Below are 20204 nucleotides of genomic sequence, written 5' to 3'. Positions count from 1 at the left end.
GTATACCGGGTGTGTGGACGCGACGGCCTACCTGGCGCGGATCGGCGCGGGCGCCGACGACCCGCTGGACGCGCTGATGGCGCGCCATCTCGAGACCGTGCCCTTCGAGAACCTGTCGGTGCACCAGCGCGACCGCGTTCCGCTCGAGGACCCCGCGCTGGTCGAGAAGATCGTCGACCGTCGCCGCGGCGGATTCTGCTATGAGCTCAACGGCGCCTTCGCGTGGCTGCTCGGCGCGCTGGGACGGGAGGTGTGGCGCTGCTCGGCGCGCGTCGCCACCGACGACGGGTTCAGCTTCCCCGGCGACCACATGGCGCTCGTGGTCGACCGCACCACCCTCGTCGACGTCGGGTTCGGTCGCTTCGCCGTCGGCCCGATCGACCTGGACTCCCGCGACGAGCAGCCGGACCGCGCCGGCGTCTTCACCGTCCGCGACGCCCCCGACGGCGAGTTCGACATCGTCTGGGACGGCAGGACGCAGTACCGCCTCGACCCGCGCCCGCGGTCACTCGCCGACTTCGTCCCGATGGCCTGGTGGCACCGGACCTCGCCGACGTCCCCGTTCACCCAGGCCCTGCTCGCATCCCGCCTCACGCCCACCGCGCGCGTGACGATCTCCGGTGACCTGTTCATCGAGACCCCGGACGACGGCGAGCGCACCGAGAAGAAGCTCCCGGTCGACGAGCAGCTCGCCACCTACCGCGACACCTTCGGCATCGTCCTCGACGCCGTGCCCCCGGCGCTCTGCCCGCCGGACTGACTCACCGCGCGGTACCGACCCGCGCTGCCGGCACGACGAGCCCCGTCGTTCCCGAGTACAAACGGGCACGTGGCAGTGGCGACGGCGGCGACCTTCGTGTGGCTCGGCATGGTGCTGGCGATCTCGTTCCTCGAGGCGCCGTTGAAGTTCCGCGCGCCCGGGGTCACGACGGTCATCGGCCTCGGCATCGGGCGCCTGGTATTCCGGGCGCTCAACGTCGCCGAGCTCGTGCTCGCGGTCGCCGTCATCGTCGGTGTCGTGCTCGCCGGCGTCCCGGCTGCCCAGGCCGTGCTCGTCGCGGTGCTCGTGGTGCTGCTCGTCGTGCAGCTGGCGATCGTGCGCCCGGTGCTCAACCGCCGTTCCGACCGCGTCCTCGCGGGCGACGACCCGCCGCGCTCCCGGGCGCACCTGGCCTACATCGCGCTCGAGGGCGCCAAGGTCGTCGCGCTCGTCTGGCTCGGCGTCCTGCTGCTGGTCGCGGCGTAGACCCGCCCGATCGTCGCGGTGGAGCCCTGCCCTACACTGGCACGCACTGCCGCCTTAGCTCAGTCGGCCAGAGCAACGCACTCGTAATGCGTAGGTCTCGGGTTCGAATCCCGAAGGCGGCTCCGCAGGTGAGGGCCCTGTCGCAGTGCGGCAGGGCCCTCCTTTCGTTCGTTCTGTGGCCTCCTTCGTGGCCTCCTTCGTGACCTCGAGCCCGTCTATGGTGCTTTCGTGGCCCCCGCGAAGACCCGCCAGCGTGGCTCGATCGGCTGGCTCCCCAGCGGGTCGGCGCGGGTCAAGGTCTACGCCGGGATCGACCAACTCACCGGCGAGAAGATGTGGCTCCGCGAGACGGTGCTGGCACGTGCGACCCGGCGCGAGACCGAGCGGGAGGCCGAGAAGGTCCGGACGCGTCTGCTGAACCAGGTCGACGAGCGGCGCAACCCCCGAACCGGCGCTACAGTCCATGAGCTCATAGACCGGTACCTCGAGGTCGTCGATATCGACCGCAAGACTCGAGCTGGCTACGGCGGCAAGATCGAGAAACACATCCGCCCAGAGCTCGGGAAGCGGCAGGTCGGAGCGGTCAAGGCCGAGCACATCGAGCGCCTCTACGCACAGCTCCGTCGGTGCCGTGATCACTGCAACGGTCGGGTGTTCGTCCAGCACCGCACCGACCACCAGCATGCGTGCGACGAGCACACCAGCCGCCGCAAGTGCGCGAAGGTCGCGCAGGGCGATCTCGAGGTCGAGTGCCGGTGGTGCGAGAGGGCATGTAGGACGCATACCTGCCGTCCCCTTGCCCCTGGGAGCATTCGTGTCGTCCACGCGATCCTCAGCGGCGCCTTCGGTCGTGCTGTGCGCTGGGGATGGATCGCGGTCAGCCCCGTCGATCAGACCGAGCCACCCGGCACACCGCGGCCGAATCCAGACCCGCCGACGCCCGCCGAAGCTGCCCTACTCCTCAAAGAAGCATGGGACGCCGATCCCGACTGGGGCACGCTCGTGTGGCTCATCATGACGACCGGCTCGCGTCGCGGGGAGGTTTGCGGCCTGCGCTGGTCACGGCTCGACCTCGACCACGCCGGCGTCGCCATCTTCAAACGAAGCACCGGACAGATTGGTGGTCGTGTGTGGGAGAAGGACACCAAGACCCACCAGGACCGACGTGTCACGCTAGACCTCGAGATCATCGAGGTACTCAAAGAGCACAGAGCTCGCTGCGAACAGCGTGCAACCGAACTCGGCGTCTCCCTCGCCCCTGACGCTTACGTCTTCTCGCCATCGCCCGACGGCTCCACGCCCACCAAGCCGGATAGCGTCACACAGCGATACCTCCGCCTTGCAGCGCGGCTCGGGATCGCCACCCGGCTCCACAGCTTGCGGCACTACTCCGCTACCGAGCTCATCGCTGCTGGCGTCGACGTCCGCACCGTCGCTGGCCGACTCGGCCATAGCGGCGGGGGGTCAACAACCCTGCGCATCTACACGGCATTCGTCAACGAGGCCGACCAGCGAGCGGCTACAGCGCTCGCCGATCGACGGGTCCGACCGCCGAATCGTCGGACACCGACGGAGCGCGCTGCGGCCTTTCCCGAGGACTAACAATCCTCCTGAAGGCTGTCGCGGCCTCTAGTCCGAGGACTAGATTTTCAAGGCCGAAGCTCCGCCGATATCAGCAAGAAGAGCGGTCTTACGAAGTTCTTCTTCCACCAGGCGACTTCTCGGAGCCATTCTGCTGGCGGATGCGGTTCCGACAGACCGCTGATCAGGAACCCTGCGTCAGTGATCGCCTGCGAGTAGAACTCGAGCGGGCGAAAGTTCATGTGGACCTCAGCGGGGGATTCTAAGCCCGCTACAACGAAGGGCTGATCTACGCGCCGCTCGGAGAAATACGTGGCAACCGGGATGCTGCCAGACGCGTCGCGCTCAGCGTGGGCTGTGTAGAAGCATGGGTGAAGCATCAGGGCGACCAGTCGACCGCCAGGGCGCAGCACTCGGCCCAACTCGCGTAACGCCGACGCCGGGTCGGCCACGTCGCTAAGAACGTGGTTGCACACGGCGATATCGAAGGTCGCATCAGGTTCCGGAAGGTTCTCCAGGTTTGCGACCTTATAGTCGATTCCAAGTGTGCGGGCGTCGGGGTGATGTCGTGCAGACGCAATCAATGTCTCCGAGGTGTCGACGCCCACCACTGATGCTCCGCGCTCTGCGAGCAACCGGGACATATAGCCTTCGCCGCAGCCACCGTCCAAGACTCGCGTGCCGGAGCAATCGCCTACAGCGTCTAACACGCTTCCATCGGTCAGCTCGGTTCGGTATCTGTCGAGCTGCTCGCGGATGATCTTTACCCAGAAGTCGGCGTTGGCGGCGTAGGTGTCCGCCGGGCTACCAGGCGTAGTCAAACTTGGTGCCTCCGAGCTCCCGATCGTCTTTGCCTAGCTCGGAGAGGATAGCGTCGCAGGCTACGCCCGTCTCTGGGAGTGCGACGCGTTCCCGTCTCGCTGCGAGGCGAGCGCCGAGCTCGTCTCGCCTCAAGCCGAAGGTGCCGTCGCGGCCAAGGAGCGTCGGTAGGGCTGTGAGGGCTAGATACAGCAGGTACGCATCGTTGTAGGTCTCGATCTCCCGGATGATCTCAGGAGCAGTCTGTCTCATCAGCAATGACCGGGGAAGGGAGAAGTCTTGCGACGGCTTCACGTCGTGGCAGTAAGTGGGGAACGCCCACTCCTCCACCATCTTGAGCAGCTGTGATTCGTCGACCTTTCGTGAGTAGGCGAACGCTATCTCGGGATCGTTCGTCGAGATGAGTCGACCCATAGTGGAGCTACGGAAGGCAAGTGCGGTGTTGCGGTTGAGGTCGGGCGGCAGTGCTCGCGGCGTCTCGCCAGTACTTAGTGATAGATGGTGGAGGAGGTTTGCCTGCGCAAGGATGGCGTGGAACGAATTGGGCCGCTCGCCAAGCTCGACCGCCATTCCCAGGGCGGCAGCGTGCAGAGGGGTAGCGTCGACAAGTAGGGCTCCGATAGCAGTGGACCCGAAAACAGCACCCATCGCATAGTCCTGGTCGCGTCCCCAGAATCTGGCAAGATGAGCGGCCGCCTGCTTGGCGTCCCCATCAAGAACGCATGCTGCGGTCTCTAAGGCATTGCTGAGGTATTGCTCAGGGACCCGTTTTTCGCTCGCTAGTCTCCCGAAGGTTGCCGTGTCGACTTCCACGCCCTTCGAGCTGAGCCTGTCTGCGAGTCGGCTTCGGCGGTCGGCGAGTGAGTAACCGAGGACATACTCACCGACCCCAGGTAGCGCCCCGACAAGGGCTTGAAGCGTTCGGCCCTTGATCCTGTCAAGCCAGTCTGGGTCGTCCCATAGCCGGCAGACCGTGCTCTCGTCTAGCCCGGCTAGGAAAGCGACGTCGGCCATGCCGAATCCAGAGGACTCGGCTATCCGGGCCAGTGAGCGGGGCGAGATCGCCATAGTTTGCACCTGCAAATCTGGAAGATCTTACGAGCAACCGTAGCACGCGGCTTGCGGCGACTGATGACACTTGCGCACAAGCAAGTCCCTTAAGCCTCAGCGTCCACCGCCTGCCACCAGCAAGGATCGATGACTGGCATCGACTCCCTCCCTGACTCTCGATGCACAGACGCCGCCATCTCGGGCCAGCGTCCGCAGCGAGGAGTCAGCGTTGTCGATCAGAAGCAGTGAGAGGGCACCGACGTTCTACGACGTCGCCGAGGTCGCGCAGATGCTCAAGATGTCGCGGATGACCGTCTACCGGGCAATCAGCTCCGGTGAGCTTCGCGCGGTTCGAATCCGGGGTCGTTGGCTGATCCCCGGTCCCGTCATCGACGCACTTGTGTCAGGAGCCATCGAAGGGGGTGCTTCCTGATGTCGAGCGTCGGGCTATTGATCTTATTCGCGATCCTGGGCGCGTTCATCTGCGCCAAGACTCGGTCCGCCGCCGGCGCGGTGGTGTTCTCCCTCGTTGCCCTGGTGCTGTTCATCGGTACGCCGGTCGGGCAGGGGCTACCGGCAGCGATCGGCGGGTTGATGTCGGCGCTCGATCAGGCCACCACGCCGGCTCTCGAGGGCGCGGCGGGAGCACCCGCGGACGGCTAGAGACCGCCCGTGGCCGGGGCGCTCAAGGCCGCGGGGCCGAGGAAGCAGGGCGAGTCGCCGGGGGCGACGCCGCGCCGTGGTGTCCCGCCGAGTGTGAGCCGGCCGTTCCTCCGGCTTCAAGGGCGCCGGTGGCGCCGCTGCGCGGCCGGACTGCGTCCGGCCCTTGACCCCGGAGACCTCGACGGCCGGCGGCGCCCGCACGCGGGGTGGAGGCAGCCAGGACGCCTCCACCCGCCTTTCGGCGGGACCCAGAACCACCCAGCTGCGCGACGGGCGCGGCTGACCAGTCATTGAGGAGAAGTCATGAACGAGACCACCCTGACCATCGTCGGGAACCTGACCGACGCCCCGGAGCTGCGGTATCTGCCCAGCGGCGCAGCCCGAGCGGGGTTCACCGTGGCGTCGACGCCGAGGCGTTTCGACCGCCAGTCCGGCGAGTGGACCGACGGGGATGCGCTGTTCCTGCGCGCCGTGGCGTGGGGCGCGCTCGCCGAGCACGCCGCGGAGTCGCTGTCCAGGGGCGACCGGGTGGTGGTGACCGGGCGGCTGCGGCAGCGCTCGTTCGAGACCGCCGAGGGTCAGCGCCGGCAGGTGATCGAGCTCGAGGTCGACGAGGTCGGGGTGTCGCTGCGCTACGCCACCGCCCGCCCGCAGCGCATGTCGGCCGTCGCGCCCGCTGCTCGGAACGGGGCGGCGGAGAGCGGTGACGACTCGGTCGACCACTTGGTGGACGAGCTGGTGGGCGGCGATGACTGACACGAACTGGCAGGCATGGGCGGCGTGCCGGGGCGTCGACCCGGAGCTGTTCTTCCCGGAAGCCACCGACCAGACGCTGGGCCAGGTGCTGGACGACGGGCGGGGCGGGGCGGCGGCGAGCGACTCGTTGGTGGGCCGGCAGGTGGAGGCGGCGAAGGCGGTGTGCCGCGGCTGTTCGGTGCGGGAGCGGTGTCTGGTTGAGGCGCTCGAGCGGTTGCCGTACGGGATCGCGGGCGGGATGACCGAGCAGGAGCGTCGACGAGCCCGGGCGCAGCGCGAACACGCGACCGTGCGTGCCGGGCGGCGCAAGCCGCGGTGGCTGGCGCTGCTCGAGGCCGGGTCGTCGCCGCTGGAGGTGGCCAGGGAGTACGGGGTCAGCGCCCGCACCATCGCGCGGTGGGCCGCCCGCGTGCCTGCCGAGCTGCGAGCTGAGCGGCCAACGAGGACTGCGGGGGGTGGCGCGCGGTGAGCGCGCTGGAGGTGAGCCGCCGGGAGCAGGCGGCATGGTCGACCCGCGAGCACGTGCGCCGGGTCGCGGTCACCGCGTTCGACACCACTGAGCAGCAAGAGCCGATCGAGGGCTTCCACGGGCTCTCGCGTCCGGTGCTGGCCGATCCGCTGGCCGGAGTGCGGGCGGGGCGGCTGGTGGCCGAGGTCGCGGCGGGCGCGCTGCGGGAGTGGGCGCTGCGCGCCCGCGGGGCCGGGCACAGCTGGGACGCCGTCGGCCAGGCCCTCGAGCTCCCCACAGCTCAAGAAGGAAGCGCGCGGGAGGAGGCGGCGTGGGAGTGGCTCATCGAGCACCGACCGCCACCCCCCACGGCCAGCGCCAGCGCCACGGCCGGCGCTGACGCCGGCTGTGGGTCGGTCTCGGCGGTGTGGACGTGCACCACGTGCCGGGCGCGGGTGCGTGACAGCGGCCCGTTCGCCTCGCATCCCGACGACCGCGAGCAGGGCCACGAGCACGACTGCGCTCGCCGCGCCGCGGCCCTAGAGGCCTGGCAGCGCCATGCGGGCGACGGCGAGGACGACGAGGACGGCGACGAGGGAGGAAGCGATGCGTAGCCGGCGAACGGCCAGTGCGAGCGGGGTGTTGGTGCTGGGGGAGCAGGTGCACGCGACGCTGCCGCTGCTGCTGGGGGTGGAGCTGGTCCGCGCCGATATCGCCGCGGCGGTGCTCGGGGTCGGGCTCGGGGAGGTGCCGTGCGGCGGCCCGATCACCTGGGCGCTGCTGATCGACGGCGCGGTGGCGGGCCGCACCGACGAGCCGTTGACCGATGACGCCGCCCAGGACTGGGCGCGCCGCATGCTCGGCGAGGGGACGCGTTTCCAGCTCGCCCACTCCGGCGGCGGCTACTGGCTCACTGACACCACCGACCTTCCCCAGCCCCCCGACCTCCGCCAGCGCCTCGAGCTCCCGGGGTCGTCGAGCACGCACGGTGGGTGGTCACGGTGATGGCGACGCTGCTGATCCTGGTGCTGCTGACCGCCGCGACCGCGCTGCTGCTGGCGCGGGGCGCCCGGCTCTGGGCCTGTGTGCCGGGCCTGCTGGCCCTGTTGCCGACGCTGACGCTGCTGCAGGCCGTGTCGTGGCCGGCGCTGCTCGTCGCCGCCGTGTTGCTCGCGGTGGTGGGCTGGCACCGCTGGTCGCGTAGCCGGTCCATCGTCTCCCGCTGGTCGGCGCGCTCGCGGCGCCGCGCCGGGGTCGCTTCGACCCTGGATGTGGCGCGGCATGCTGGCACGGTCGCCACCCGCCGGCGGGCGGGCACGGTCCGCCCGTCGCTGGCGCTGCTGTCACGGCGGGAGCGGCTCGGGGTGCCCACGACCGCGGTGGGGGTGGAGCTGTGCCGGGTCGGGGTGCAGCGGGTGTGGTCCTCGGTCGAGGACGTGACCCTGGTCTTCGGCGGGCCCAGGACCGGCAAGACCGGCTGGCTGGCCGGCCGCGTCCTCGACGCGCCCGGCGCCGCGGTCGTCACCTCTACCCGCACCGACCTGCTCGAGCTGTGCGCCCCGATCCGGCAGCACAGCCGGGGGCCGGTGTTCGTGTTCAACCCGGTCGGGCTCGGCGGTATCCGCTCCACGATCAGCTTCGACCCGCTGACCAGTTGCACCGACCCGGTGACCGCGATGGAGCGCGCCACCGACATGGTCGCCGCCACCTCCCGAGCGAGTCACGGGGACGCGGAGCGGTGGGACGCCCAGGCCCGCCGGGTCCTGGCCGCCCTGTTGCACGCCGCCGCACTCGGGGGCGGGTCGATGCGCGACGTGCTCGGCTGGGTGGCCGACAACGACCGCGCCTCACGTGAGGTGCCGGCGCTGCTGCGCCGCAGTCAGGTGGAGACGTTCGGCAAGGCCGCCGAGCAGTTCGTCACCACCAACGACCGCACACGCACCTCGATCACCAACTCGATCATGCCGGCGCTGGGGTGGCTGAACCATCCCGACGCGGCAGCCGCCGCGGCGCCGACCGATCAACCGTTCGACGTCGAGGCTCTGCTCGCCGGGCGGGCGACGGTGTTCCTGCTCGGCGCGGAGGAAGCCGACACCGGCCCGTTGGTGTGTGCGCTGACCGGGCACATCGCCCGCGAGGCCCGCCGCCTCGCCACCGCGAAGCCGGCCGGGCGGCTCGATCCGCCACTGCTGCTGGCGCTGGACGAGGCGGCGCTCATCTCGCCGGTGCCGTTGGAGAACTGGACTGCGGACATGGGTGGGCGCGGGGTCACGATCATCGCCCCGTTCCAGTCCCGCGCTCAGCTGCTCGCCCGCTACGGGGAGCACAAGACCGCCACGATCCTGAACAACACCGGCTCGGTGCTGCTGTTCGGCGGCACCCGCGACCAGGCCGACCTGCAGTTCTGGTCCACCCTGGCCGGGGAGCGCGACGAGCGGATCACCACCACCGACCTCCACGGCCGCGTCGCGAGCCGCACCGTGCGGAAGGTGCTGGTGCTGGCGCCGGCGCAGCTGGCGAACCTGCCCGCGGGGAAGGTCGTGGTCTACCGGCGCGGTATCGCTCCGGTGATCGGGCGGGCGCGGATGGCCTGGACCCGCCGCGACGTCCGCGCCCTGCACGCCCCTGTGCAGGCGATCGGGTGGCGCGGCCGGTGGCGGCGGGGGCGGGCGTGGGTCGAGGTCGGCCTCAGGGCGCTGTGGCGCCGCGCCACCACCCCCAGGCGAGGGGAACCGGCACCGCCTGCGCGCCCGGAGCCGGAGTTCGGCCGGGTACCGCTGGTGATCGACGTCGAGCCCGTCGTCGACCCCGTCATCGGCGAGTCGCCTAGCCGTGCCGGGTCGTGGCCGCGGTGACCACCCAGGAGCCGATCTCGGAGTCGACGAGGGAGCCGACCCCGAGCTTGCAGCGGCTGCTTGCGACCTGGCAGGCGTGGAACAGCCGGGACGTCCTCGCCCAGGCCGCCGCACGCGCGGCCAGCAGCGGCGACTCTGACCGAGCCGCACTGCTGCAGGGGCTGCTCGATGAGCAGCAGGCGCCGTCAGCGACCCCGTCAGCGATGGAAGCACTCGCCGCCCAGCACCAACTCCCGAGTCGGCTGGGCGGGTGGCAGTGGCAGACCGTGGCCGCCGCCCGCAGCGAGGGCGCCACCTGGCACGACATCGCCGCTGCCACCGCCACCACCCCCGACGATGCCGAGTTCACGCACGTCGCCGCGCTCGAGCGCGCCGAACAGGCCGCAGCCGCCGCCGGGGTCGCCTTCAACGACGCCCGCTACCGGGCCGCCGAACCCGACAACGAGCGCGACGACACCACCTCACACGACCACGCCGACGTCGAACGAGGCGCCGCTGCTGCAGGAGAGACCGCCATGACCGAGCCCACCGATCCCACCGACCGCCCGACGGCGACGGCGGCTGGCGCCGATGCGACGGGTGTCGCGTGGGCGACGCCTGATCCGACGCTGCCGCTCGCGCAGCTCTCGGAGCGGGAGCTGATCGCCCGCGCCGAGTACTGCGACGAGGTCGCCCATTCCGGTAGTCCCGCCGATCAGGCCGGCGCCCTGCGCGAGCTCGACGCCACCTGGGACGAGGCCGAGCGCCGGGCGCACGGTCTCCCGGCGGTCAGCGTCCCCGCGCAGGTCGCCGGCTACATCGGGCTGGTCCGCGAGGACTACGACCACGCCCTGGCGGCCGAGACCGCTACCTGGCGCCGCCAGCTCGACGCCGCGCTCCAACCCCTCGAGATCGACCCCGAGCGTGACCTCGACCTCGGCGAGGTTGGTTCTGGTGGCCTGATCCCCACGGCGCACGATCTTGATGCCGAACGCGCGAAGGCCGACCCTGCGTTGGTCGACACCGGGTGGGCGTGGGGCCGCTACGCGGGGCGGGAGCTGACCCTCACCGAGCGAGCCGACCGGGCCCAGAGCATCGCCCAAGGCGCCGGAGTCGACGTAGCCGGATACGACCCGGACACCGACATCTACACCGACCCCGCCACCGGGCAGGTCGTCCGCCTCGACAGGCACCAGACCGACCCTGGGGCGGATTCGGCTCGCGGCGAGCATGCAGCCGACCACGAGGCCGTCGAGGAGAACCAGGCGGACGTGGGGGACTGGGACACGGCGGCCGCGATCGCCGAGCGCGACGGCTACGTCGTGTTCGACCCGACCGTCGCGGGAGGCTTCCGCCCCCTGGCCGCCGCCGAGCGCGCCACCCTGGCCGGCCAAGCCCCTACCGACCATGCCCTGGCAGACCAGGCCTTGCCTGACCATGCACTGAGCGACCAGGCGCGCGCCGCGGGGCCGGAACGTTGGACCGCGGCCGAGCACGAGGCCTACCTCGACGCCCGTCCGGGCGCGAGCACGAGCTACAACCCGGCTGCCGAGTACGGCGACCCGGACTGGCGCGAGCCGGCCTCCGACGACGAGGCCACCGCCCGCACCACCTGGCTGGGCGAGAACACCGCTCCCGCTTCGGGGTGGCGGTCGCGCCCGTTGACCGCGGTCGAGGACGCGCTGCAGGACGCGCAGGAGCGCGCGGTGCTCTCCGACCGCGCCCACGACTCCGACCCCTACGCCTGGGCCGAGTACCACCGGCTCCAGGCCCTCGAGAAGCTCGCCCCGATCCCCGAGCGCGACGCGCTCGACGAGCTCCAGCGCGACGAGCACGGCGAGCCCGACACCCTCGCGGCCCCCGACTGGCCCCGCGCCGATGACGCGGCTCCCGACGAACCGGTCGACGAGGTCGCCCTCGACAGCCGTCACTACCGGCGGAGCACCGACTTCGGCCAGGCTCCAGACTCCGACGATGGAGATCGCCTGCGGGCCCGGCTCGAGGACGTCCGTGCCCGGCTCACCGCCCGCGACGCCTTCACCGGCCTCGCGCCTGGCGCCGACCTGCGCAGCGACGCAGGTATCAACGCAGGTGTCGACGCGAGCGTCGAAGAGCAGAGGCGCGAGCAGCGAGCACGGTGGCACGTGGATGACCGCGCGTCCGCCCCCGCCGAGGCCGGCGGCGACGGCGACGGCGGCGAGAACGGGTCGCCGGGGTGGTTCCGGTGAGCCGCCGCCCCACCAGCCAGTCCGGCAGCGGGGAGGGGGAGTTCGCGCGGGTCGAGGCGCTGGCCGGGTTGGCCCGGGAGGTCGACGGGCTCCGCCGCGGGCTCGACGCGCTGATCGGTACCCCGACCCGGGTCGACGACCTGGCCCGCACGGTGGCTCAGCTCGCCGATGCCGTGGCCGCCACCCCCGCCCGCCCGGGTCCGACGGTGGCGCCGTCGTGGGTGACCGCGCCCACCGACCCGGCAGCAGCGGCGCAGCTGCTCGAGGGGTTGTGTCGGTGGCTGCACCGGGTGTTCCTGCGCTACCCCGACGGGGTCGCGGTGCTGCCCGAGTGCTGGCTCTGGCACCCCGAGGTCGTCGAGGAACTGCTGTGGCTCTCCCACGCCTGGCGTGCCGCCTATGAGGAACGGGGCGCGTCGGTGCAGTTGGCCGGGGACTGGCACGACCGCCAACGCCCCGGGGTGGTGCGCCGGCTCAAGACTTCGGTGGGGTCGTGCTCGCGGGAACGTCATCAGACCCGCGCGGGCTGGTCCCAGGCCCCGACCGGTGCGACACCGGTGCCCGGTCTCGACGCGCTCGGCTCGATCGCCGCGTGGTGGGCCGACGGGCGCGATCAGGCGCCTCCCGAGCCCACCCCCGATCAGGAGACACGTGGTCGGGGCGGGATCGGGACGCACCTCCACGGCCCAGCGAACAGCGCCACCAGCGGGACAGCGAACGGGACGGCGAACGGGGCAGCCGGCCGCGAGGGGCGGTGGTCACGGTGACCGGCGCCGAGGCGGGGGAGACCCGCGCGCAGCGCCGCGAGCGCGAGCGCGCGGAGCGCGCCCAGTGGGACTACCTCACCGAACGGCTCGGGGTCCTGTGGCCGAACTACGACTGCTTCTGCGGAAGCCTCGACGACCTGCGCCGCACAGTTGCCGAGCTGGAGCGCAAAGCCGCCCGTGGTCGCCCTGCTCGCGAACGCACCGACCGTGCACGCAGTGCGCGCGGCACTGACGCGGCGGCACCCGCCCCTGCACGCCAAGTCTCTTCGGTCGCGCGGGCGGGGTTGCGGGCGAACCGGCAGATCAGCGAGGACATCGAGCAGGACCAGTCGCGCCGCGAGCAGCTCACCAGCTGGCACACCGCCGACCGCGCCCTCGAGCACGGCAGCGCCGACGACGATGGCGCGGGTTGAACCCGATGGACGACGTCGACTCCGAAGGCGAGCCCGGAGCAACCTCCCGCCGTGAGGCTGGAGTGGGCGCCCTGCTCTGGCTGCCCGGGCTGGCGGTCGCGCTTGGCGCGGCCGTGGCCACCGCTCACGGCCTGTTCGAGGTAGCTGTCGCCGCCCGGGTGCCGGCTGGGATCGCCTGGCTCTACCCGCTGATAACCGACGGGCTCGCGCTGGTCGCCTACTCCGCCACCGCGCGCCTGCGCGACGGAGCGGCCCGCTACGCGTGGACGGTTGTCGTCACCGCGGCGGGCCTGTCCGGGCTCGCCCAAGCGACTTACCTGGCCGGCGGACCCACCGTCGAGGTCGCCCCCGCGCTGCGATTCGGGGTCGGCGCCTGGCCCGCCGTCGCCGCCGCCGTCGTCGCGCACCTGCTCTACCTGCTCGCCGCCGCGAGCCCCCGTGCCGTTCAGCCCGAACCCGTTCACCGGACATCGTTCAACGCCGCCGCTGTACAGGCGCACGTCCAGCCCGGCGTCGTTCAGCCCGAGCCCGGCAAGGACGCGGAGCCGCTGGGCGCCGAGCTCGCCGACGACGACCGATCGGCTGTCTTGCCCCCGCGGCCGGCGGCCTCGCCGGCCCGCGACCGGGCCGAGGCGGCCGCGTCGCGCCACGCCCAGCGCCACGGCGCCTGGCCAACGGTCACCGAGCTCGAGACCGCCGCCGAGGTCTCCCGCGGCACCGCCGCCGCCGCGCTCAAAGCACTCCGCGACCGCCCGCTGCCCCTCCGTCTGATCAACACCAACACGAACGACCCCACCGACGAGGCCCAACCATGAACCCTCAGCAACCGATCACCGCGACCACAAGCACGAACCAGAGCCACGACGAAGAGCAAGAACCAAGACCACTTCCCGACACCGATCACTACACCGAACAGACGACACGACACGAGCAACAAGACTCAGGAACGAAAAGATCAAGGGAAAGATCAGAAGACGCACACCTAGGCATCACGATCCGAGGGGCCGGGCCGGCCTCCGGCCGCCCGCAAGAGCCGCCTACCGCCGCCGTCCTCTCGGACACCCTTCCGTCGATCTTCACCGGGTCGTCCGGATGCTGAGCGTCTCGTCCGGCTACTCGCCGGAATATCTGCTCAACGAGGTCGCGACGGGCCGCGAGTCCTACTACACCGGTGCGGTCACCGACGGCGAACCTCCGGGTCGCTGGTGGGGCTCCGGCGCGGAGAAGCTCGGCCTGAGCGGGCTCGTCGACGCCCAGGACATGCGTGGGCTCTACGAGCGCTTCCTCGACCCACGCCACGAAGGGTTCGCCGACCCGGACCGGTGGGACGAGGTCCCGACCCTCGGCCACACCGGCCGCCGCTACGCGACCGAGGACGAGTTGTACGCCACCGCGCTTGAACGCGAGTCTGACGCTTCCGCTGAACGCCGCGCTGAACTACGGGTCGAGGCGGGCAAGCAGGCTCGGCACAACGTCGCCTTCCTCGACGCGACGTTCAGCGTTCAGAAGAGCGTGACCGTGCTGCACACCGCGTTCGAAGCCGAGGAAGTCAGGGCTCGAGCAGCCGGCGACGAGGACGCCGCCGCGGCGTGGGGCGAGTACCGCCAGGCCGTGGAGGACGCCATCTGGGCGGGCAACAACGCCGCTCTCTCCTATCTGCAGGACAAGGCCGGTTACGCCCGGGTCGGACATCACGGTGGGGCAGCCGGTCGGTGGGTCGACGCGCACGGCTGGGTGGTGGCGTCGTTCTTCCAGCACGACTCGCGCGATCACGACCCGCAGCTGCACATCCACAACCCGATCCTCAACCGCGCCCCAGGCGACTCCGACGACGAGTGGCGCACTCTGGACTCGCGCGCGATCCACAAGTTCCGGCCCGCCGCGGCCGCGGTCGGCGAGCGCACCACCGAGGAGCACCTCGCCCGCGCGCTCGGGCTCCGGCTGGCCATGCGCCCGGACGGCAAGGCCCGCGAGGTCATCGGCATCGACGACACGGTCACTGACCTGTTCTCCTCGCGGCGCCGGGCGGTCACCGAGAAGGCCGCCGAGCTCATCGCCGAGTTCGAGGCCCACCACGACCGCGACGCCAACGGCCTCGAGCGCGACCGGCTCTCCCGGCAGGCCACCATGGCCACCCGGAAGGCGAAGTCCCACGACGGCGAGACCCGCAGCCAGTTCCTCGACCGGGTCGACACCCAGCTGCGCGGCGAGGTCGCCGGCGGGCTGCGCGCCGTTGCCGACGAGGTCCTCAAGGCCCGCGACGAGGACCGGCCGGTGGCGGGCGAGTGGTCACCGAAGGAGGTCCTGGAGACCGCGCTGGCCGACGTGCAAACGCGCAAGGCCGCCTGGACCCGTGCCGACCTCACCCGCGCGATCAACGACGCCCTGCCCGACACCCTCGGCCTGACCGACGGCCAGGACGTCGCCGGGCTGCTGGACTGGCTCACCGACGAGGGACTCGACCTCGCCACCCCACTGGACGCCGCCCGCCCTGGTGACGACGCCCTGCCCGACGAACTGCGCCTGACCAGTGGCCGGTCGGCCTACGACGCCCCCGGCGCGAAGCTCTACGCCACTCCCGAGCACGTCCACACCGAACGCGCGCTGACCGCCGCCACCCGCCGCGGGGACGCCAGCGCGACACCGACCACGGTCGCGAACCGCTTCCTCGGACAACTCCGCGAGTCCGGCCTCGAGCTCGGCGTCGACCAGGCCGCCGCCGTCCGCGGCGTGCTCACCTCCGGCGCGCGGATCGAGACGCTGGTCGGGCCGGCCGGCACCGGCAAGAGCTTCGTCGTCGGCACCCTCGCCAAGGCGTGGTCCGACCCGGAGCTGCGGGGCAGCTCTGCGGGCCGAGTGGTCGGGCTGGCCAGCAGCCAGATCGCTACTGGTGTTCTTGCCGACGAGGGCCTCGACGCCCGCAACGTGAAGCGCTGGCTCAACACCCAGGGCCGCCTCGCTGTGGGTGGAGAGGTCGATGACGCCGCGACGTGGCGGCTGCGATCCGGTGACCTGGTCGTGGTCGACGAGTCGGCCATGGCCGACACCACGGCACTGGCCGCGATCTACGGGCACGTCGAGGCCGCCGACGCCAAGCTGCTCCTGGTCGGCGACCACCGCCAGCTCGCCGCCGTCGGCGCCGGCGGCGAGATGGACCTGCTCGCCCAGGCCGGCGCCCGCTACGAGCTCACCGAGACCCGCCGCTTCCGCGAGGATTGGGAAGGACCCGCATCCCTGCGGCTGCGCGACGGCGACGAGACCGTGCTGCGCGACTACCACCGCCACGGGCGACTCATCGACGCCGGCACCCTCGAGGATGCCGAGGCCTCCGCCAGCCGCGCCTGGCTCGCCGACACCCTCGCCGGGCACCGGTCGGTGCTCGTGGTCGACACCAACGACCAGGCCGACCGCCTCTCCGCCGCGCTGCGCAGCGAGCTCATCCGTCTCGGCTACGTCGACCAGCACGGCGTCCGCCTCGGACGTGACGGCAACTACGCCGGAGTCGGCGACCTGGTCGCCGCACGCAGGAACGGCTGGGAGCTGGCGGGCCACGAGGGGAACAAGCAGGGTCCGATCAACCGCGAGACCTACCGAGTCACCGCCGTCAGCGAGGACGGTGGGCTCACCGTCGCGCGCGTGCACGGCCGCGAACCCAATGGTCGGGATGTCCTCGGCGAACCGATCTCGCTGCCGAGCGACTACGTCGCCGCCGATGTCTCCCTGGCCTACGCCGGCACCGTCCACGCCACCCAAGGCGCGACGGTCGAGACCAGCCACCTCGTTGCAGGACCTGGAACCAGCCGCGCTGCAAGCTATGTGGGGCTCACTCGCGGCCGGGACGCCAACACCGCCCACGTCGCCACGATCACCGGCCCTACCGACCCCGCACAGGGGCTCACCACCGACCACTCGCTGCACCGAGACCCCGTCGCCGTTCTCGCCAGCGTCATCGCCAGAGACGACCACGCCGACTCCGCCTCCGCGCTCGCCACCGCGACGGAGTCCGCGGCTGACTCCGGCAGCACCCGCACCGCTGGTGAGCTGTTCGCCGACGCGGCCCACCTCGCCGCGACCGAGCGCACCGGCCGCTGGCTCGACGCCCTCGCCGCCGCCGGCACCATCACCGACCACGACCGCGCACGACTCGCCGCCGAGGACGGCGCCGCCTCGCTCACCCGCATCCTGCGCCGTGCCGAGATCGCCGGCCACGACCCCGACACCGTGCTGCGCGAGGCCCTCGCCGACCGGCCCCTCGACGGGGCCCGCAACCTCACCAACGTCATCCACGGCCGCATCCGCGACGCCCACACCTTCGACCCGACCGGGCAAACTTGGGCCGACTGGACCCCCGCCACCGGACACGCCGACTGGGACCGCTACCTCACCTCCCTCGCCCAGGCCGCCGACCGACGCAGCGCCGAACTCGGCCAGCAGCTAGCGGCCACCCTGCCGCGCTGGCTCACCGAGGCCCTCGGTCCCGTCCCCGAATCCCTCGCAGACCGCGGGCAGTGGCAAGACCGAGCCAGCGCGGTCGCCGCCTGGCGCGAACTCAGCGGCCACGACGACGCCGAGGACGCCCTCGGCCCCGCACCTGGGCCGGGCAAGGTCGAGGCCTACGCCGCCTACCGCTCCGCCTGGCGCGCCCTCGGCCGACCCGAGATCGACCGCGAAGAGCTCGAGCTCTCCGACGGCCAGCTCCGCGTCCGCGTCCGTGCCCACGAACGCGAAGCCGCCTGGGCACCCCGCTACGTCGCCAACGAGCTCGCCGGCACCCACCAAGCCGCCACCCGCGCCGGGCACGACGCCCAGGTCCGACGCGCCGAAGCGGGCGCCGCCACCGAGCCCGAGGAGCAGACTCGCCTCAGCGCGGAGGCGGAACAGACCGCGACCCTCGCCTCCACCCTCGAAGCACGCGCCGCCGAGCTCAACGACGTCGACGAAGCCCGTTCCCGGTGGCTCGCCCACACCGCCGGCACCCGATCCGCCGCCGAACGAGCCAAGGCCGAGCTCGCCGCCCGTCACGCCGACGACGAACCCGAGCAGCGCACCACCGCCGCCGAATGGCTCGCCGCCCATAGAGCCGCCATCGCTGACGACGAGGCCCACCGCGACGTCACCGAGGACGACGTCACCGATCGACCACACGACCTCGACGAGCAGACTCCCGAAGAGAAGCAGCCCGACGATGAACAGGCGAAGGCCGAGCCAGCCGAGGCCGAAACAGCCGAGGACGTCCACGCCGACGACGAACAGGCCGAGGAGCCGACCGAGGTCGAGCCGGCTGGACCCGACATCCGCGAGGTGGTGTCATCGGAGCCAAGGCCCGTCGCCGAGGACCACGTCCGCGTACCGACCGCCGACGAGACCTCGGCCGCGGTCGGGAAGGCCAACCGGGCCTTGGCCGAGATCCGTGCCCGCGACGAGGCCGACGCGAAGGCCGAAGCCGACCAGCGCGCGGAGCAGCTCGCACAGTGGCGAACCCGTGACGAACTGGTCGAGACCTCGAACGACACCATCGAGCCGAACGACCACGTCGAGTCGGACGACGTCGGGGACCTCGACGAGGTCGACACATAGTCGCCCGAGGTCAGAGTTCGGCCGGGACCTCGGCGTCGAGGGGCGGAGGGCCCTGGCGACGCCATGCCCACCGCAAGGTCGCCCGGACCCCCTCACACCATCCGGGGCGCGATTGCGTGAGCTCTGGGCGCGTCTCCGCGAGCCGCTCAGCAGCGAGGAACTCCGCTTCGATCAACTCCTCGTACGCCAAGGCCGTCCGATGAGTCGCTGGCGCCGGCGTCGGGTCAGTCAGGCCGTTCGCCAACCGCGACGGTGCCGTCGCGAGCCACCGGCACGTCGTGGCCACCCCGGCCGCGTACCAGCCCTGGCCACCGCGGGAGAAGTCCTCGTGATCCCGGTCGGACGCCGCGCGCCACACGGCCACGAAATCGGCGTGTGGCACGCAGATGTTGCCTACCGGGATCGCCGCCACGTCCGCGTCGGTCACGTCCATGCTCGACACGGTGACACTCGGGACTGACAGGCGGAAGCACGAGAGCCTCGAGAACGTCCGGGCGGCGCAGCTGGCGTCGATCGACGCAGCAGGTCCGGACCGTCGAAGAGCGCCATGGCGCGAGTCCGGCGCACTATTCGAGCGGCCGGCGACGCGGGTTGAACAAGGAGCGCGGTATCAGGCCGGATGAGCGCCTGGGCGCGACCTTGGGCACCGCCAATTGGGTGCTCCTTGCGGCCTCTAGTCCGTTTGGACGCGTAACAACTTCGACGTCATGCCCGATATGATTGCGGCACACCACTTGATCAAGGGGGCTCTTCCCGGGATGCCGAAGTCGACGACTTGGGAACTGCCAGCCCACACTCGCGCGAAACACGACCTGTTGAAGTACTACCTCGGGGGTTGGTTTCCCATCCTCAGCAGGTACAACGAACGTGTGGTGTTTCTCGACGGTTTTGCCGGACCTGGTGTCTACCAAGGAGGCGAACCGGGGTCGCCGCAGATTGCGCTCGACGCACTACTCAAGCACAACTACTTCCCGCAGATGTCAAACAAGCAATTTGTCTTTATCTTCAACGAGATGCAGGCCGACCGATGCGATAGCCTCGCCGAGATCGTTGCGGAGTTCCAGCGTCAGAACAGCCCCTGGCCCAATAATGTGGGCGTCTCCGTTAACAACTCCAGCTTCGAGGAAGTTGCCAGCGAGATGCTCCAGTACCTGGAGCAACAAAAGGCAAATCTGGCGCCCACCTTCGCCTTTGTCGATCCATTTGGCGTTAAGGGCATCCCCATGGCGTTGCTGGCGCGCCTGCTTGCGTTCCGGCAATGCGAACTGTTCGTCTACTTCGACTTCAACACGGTCAATCGTTTCGCCGCGGCCGGCAACATTGACGATCGCCTGACCGAGCTGTTCGGCACGGACCTCTACAAGAACGCCCGCGATCTGGCGGGTACAGACCGGAAGCTCTTCCTGCACAACCTCTATCAAGATCAGCTCAGAAGTGTGTGCGGCTTCCCCTACGTGCACAGCTTTGAGATGATCAGAGAGGACGGCAAGACCGGGTACTTCCTCTTCTACGGGACCCGCAGCGTCACAGGACTTCGAGTGATGAAGGACGCGATGTGGCGGGTCGATCCCGGTGGAGGGCAAAAGTTCTCTGACTTCTTCGCGGGCCAAGACGTACTCTTCGACGTCGAGGTTGATACCTATCCGCTGAGACTTGAGTTGCAGAGCCACTTTGCGGGGAACTTGGTGAGTGTAGAGGAGCTTGAGCAGTATGTCCTCGTGAATACACCTTACGCAGCGTCTCATCTCAAGAGGCTCACCCTAAAGCGGCTCTTCCGGATTTAGAGTGCAAGAGATCCACAGTGCAGCAGCGACCGGATGCG

Annotated in this window: 19 protein-coding genes and 1 tRNA gene; 17 read left to right on the top strand and 3 right to left on the bottom strand. The window is 70.8% G+C overall.

The window, feature by feature from the left end; genetic code table 11:
- Positions 1-13: 13 nt before the first annotated feature.
- The 4 genes from PHK61_RS25075 (at position 14) to PHK61_RS25060 (ending at position 2848) form a co-directional block, all read left to right on the top strand.
- Positions 14-760 carry an arylamine N-acetyltransferase family protein gene (locus PHK61_RS25075; RefSeq protein ID WP_274283752.1) on the top strand — a complete coding sequence of 249 codons (747 nt, stop codon included), beginning with the start codon at positions 14-16 and terminating at the stop codon, positions 758-760.
- Between the two features lie 108 nt (positions 761-868).
- A complete protein-coding gene (locus PHK61_RS25070) occupies positions 869-1246 on the top strand; it encodes a hypothetical protein (protein ID WP_274283800.1) in 378 nt (125 codons plus the stop codon).
- Between the two features lie 48 nt (positions 1247-1294).
- A tRNA-Thr gene (locus PHK61_RS25065) sits at positions 1295-1368 on the top strand.
- 106 nt (positions 1369-1474) lie between these two features.
- Complete coding sequence (locus tag PHK61_RS25060) at positions 1475-2848, top strand: tyrosine-type recombinase/integrase (protein WP_274283751.1); 1374 nt, start codon at positions 1475-1477, stop codon at positions 2846-2848.
- Positions 2849-2895: 47 nt separating this feature from the next.
- On the opposite strand, the gene PHK61_RS25055 is transcribed toward PHK61_RS25060, so the two are convergent.
- Positions 2896-3648: a class I SAM-dependent methyltransferase gene (locus PHK61_RS25055; protein WP_274283750.1), complete on the bottom strand. Its 753-nt coding sequence runs from the start codon at positions 3646-3648 to the stop codon at positions 2896-2898.
- Positions 3632-4660 carry a hypothetical protein gene (locus PHK61_RS25050; RefSeq protein ID WP_274283749.1) on the bottom strand — a complete coding sequence of 343 codons (1029 nt, stop codon included), beginning with the start codon at positions 4658-4660 and terminating at the stop codon, positions 3632-3634. The genes PHK61_RS25055 and PHK61_RS25050 overlap by 17 nt, the downstream gene beginning before the upstream one ends.
- A gap of 265 nt (positions 4661-4925) precedes the next feature.
- Here PHK61_RS25050 and PHK61_RS25045 point away from each other — a divergent pair, with 265 nt between their 5' ends.
- From PHK61_RS25045 to mobF, 12 genes are all read left to right on the top strand, one after another.
- Complete coding sequence (locus tag PHK61_RS25045) at positions 4926-5129, top strand: helix-turn-helix domain-containing protein (protein WP_274283748.1); 204 nt, start codon at positions 4926-4928, stop codon at positions 5127-5129.
- Positions 5129-5359: a hypothetical protein gene (locus PHK61_RS25040; RefSeq protein ID WP_274283747.1), complete on the top strand. Its 231-nt coding sequence runs from the start codon at positions 5129-5131 to the stop codon at positions 5357-5359. Before PHK61_RS25045 ends, PHK61_RS25040 begins: the two co-directional genes overlap by 1 nt.
- Positions 5360-5662: 303 nt before the next feature.
- Positions 5663-6115: a single-stranded DNA-binding protein gene (gene ssb, locus PHK61_RS25035; protein ID WP_274283746.1), complete on the top strand. Its 453-nt coding sequence runs from the start codon at positions 5663-5665 to the stop codon at positions 6113-6115.
- Positions 6108-6584, top strand: a complete 477-nt coding sequence (locus PHK61_RS32140) for a WhiB family transcriptional regulator (protein ID WP_420791438.1) — start codon at positions 6108-6110, stop codon at positions 6582-6584. The genes ssb and PHK61_RS32140 overlap by 8 nt, the downstream gene beginning before the upstream one ends.
- A complete protein-coding gene (locus PHK61_RS25025) occupies positions 6581-7177 on the top strand; it encodes a hypothetical protein (protein ID WP_274283745.1) in 597 nt (198 codons plus the stop codon). The genes PHK61_RS32140 and PHK61_RS25025 overlap by 4 nt, the downstream gene beginning before the upstream one ends.
- Before the next feature lie 31 nt (positions 7178-7208).
- Entirely contained in the window at positions 7209-7568 is a 360-nt protein-coding gene (locus PHK61_RS25020; protein ID WP_274283744.1) for a hypothetical protein, read from the top strand.
- Positions 7568-9418, top strand: coding sequence for a type IV secretory system conjugative DNA transfer family protein (locus PHK61_RS25015; RefSeq protein ID WP_274283743.1), 1851 nt, complete (start codon positions 7568-7570; stop codon positions 9416-9418). Before PHK61_RS25020 ends, PHK61_RS25015 begins: the two co-directional genes overlap by 1 nt.
- A 203-nt stretch (positions 9419-9621) precedes the next feature.
- Positions 9622-11625 carry a hypothetical protein gene (locus PHK61_RS25010; RefSeq protein WP_274283742.1) on the top strand — a complete coding sequence of 668 codons (2004 nt, stop codon included), beginning with the start codon at positions 9622-9624 and terminating at the stop codon, positions 11623-11625.
- Entirely contained in the window at positions 11622-12392 is a 771-nt protein-coding gene (locus tag PHK61_RS25005) for a hypothetical protein (RefSeq protein WP_274283741.1), read from the top strand. The genes PHK61_RS25010 and PHK61_RS25005 overlap by 4 nt, the downstream gene beginning before the upstream one ends.
- A complete protein-coding gene (locus PHK61_RS25000; RefSeq protein ID WP_274283740.1) occupies positions 12389-12805 on the top strand; it encodes a hypothetical protein in 417 nt (138 codons plus the stop codon). The genes PHK61_RS25005 and PHK61_RS25000 overlap by 4 nt, the downstream gene beginning before the upstream one ends.
- Before the next feature lie 62 nt (positions 12806-12867).
- The gene (locus tag PHK61_RS24995; RefSeq protein ID WP_274283739.1) at positions 12868-13620 is read left to right on the top strand and encodes a hypothetical protein; all 753 of its coding nucleotides are present in this window, start codon (positions 12868-12870) and stop codon (positions 13618-13620) included.
- A gap of 277 nt (positions 13621-13897) precedes the next feature.
- Entirely contained in the window at positions 13898-18382 is a 4485-nt protein-coding gene (gene mobF / locus PHK61_RS24990) for a MobF family relaxase (RefSeq protein ID WP_274283738.1), read from the top strand.
- A gap of 10 nt (positions 18383-18392) precedes the next feature.
- Here the strand turns inward: mobF and PHK61_RS24985 are convergent, their stop codons facing one another.
- A complete protein-coding gene (locus tag PHK61_RS24985) occupies positions 18393-18815 on the bottom strand; it encodes a hypothetical protein (RefSeq protein ID WP_274283737.1) in 423 nt (140 codons plus the stop codon).
- A gap of 274 nt (positions 18816-19089) precedes the next feature.
- Between PHK61_RS24985 and PHK61_RS24980 the strand changes: the two genes are divergently transcribed.
- Complete coding sequence (locus tag PHK61_RS24980; RefSeq protein WP_274283736.1) at positions 19090-20166, top strand: three-Cys-motif partner protein TcmP; 1077 nt, start codon at positions 19090-19092, stop codon at positions 20164-20166.
- The last annotated feature ends 38 nt before the right edge of the window (positions 20167-20204 follow it).

Origin of the sequence: Actinomycetospora lutea, from assembly GCF_028737205.1 — a bacterium.
Classification (GTDB): domain Bacteria; phylum Actinomycetota; class Actinomycetes; order Mycobacteriales; family Pseudonocardiaceae; genus Actinomycetospora; species Actinomycetospora lutea.
This window is presented reverse-complemented; position numbering and strand designations above follow the sequence as displayed.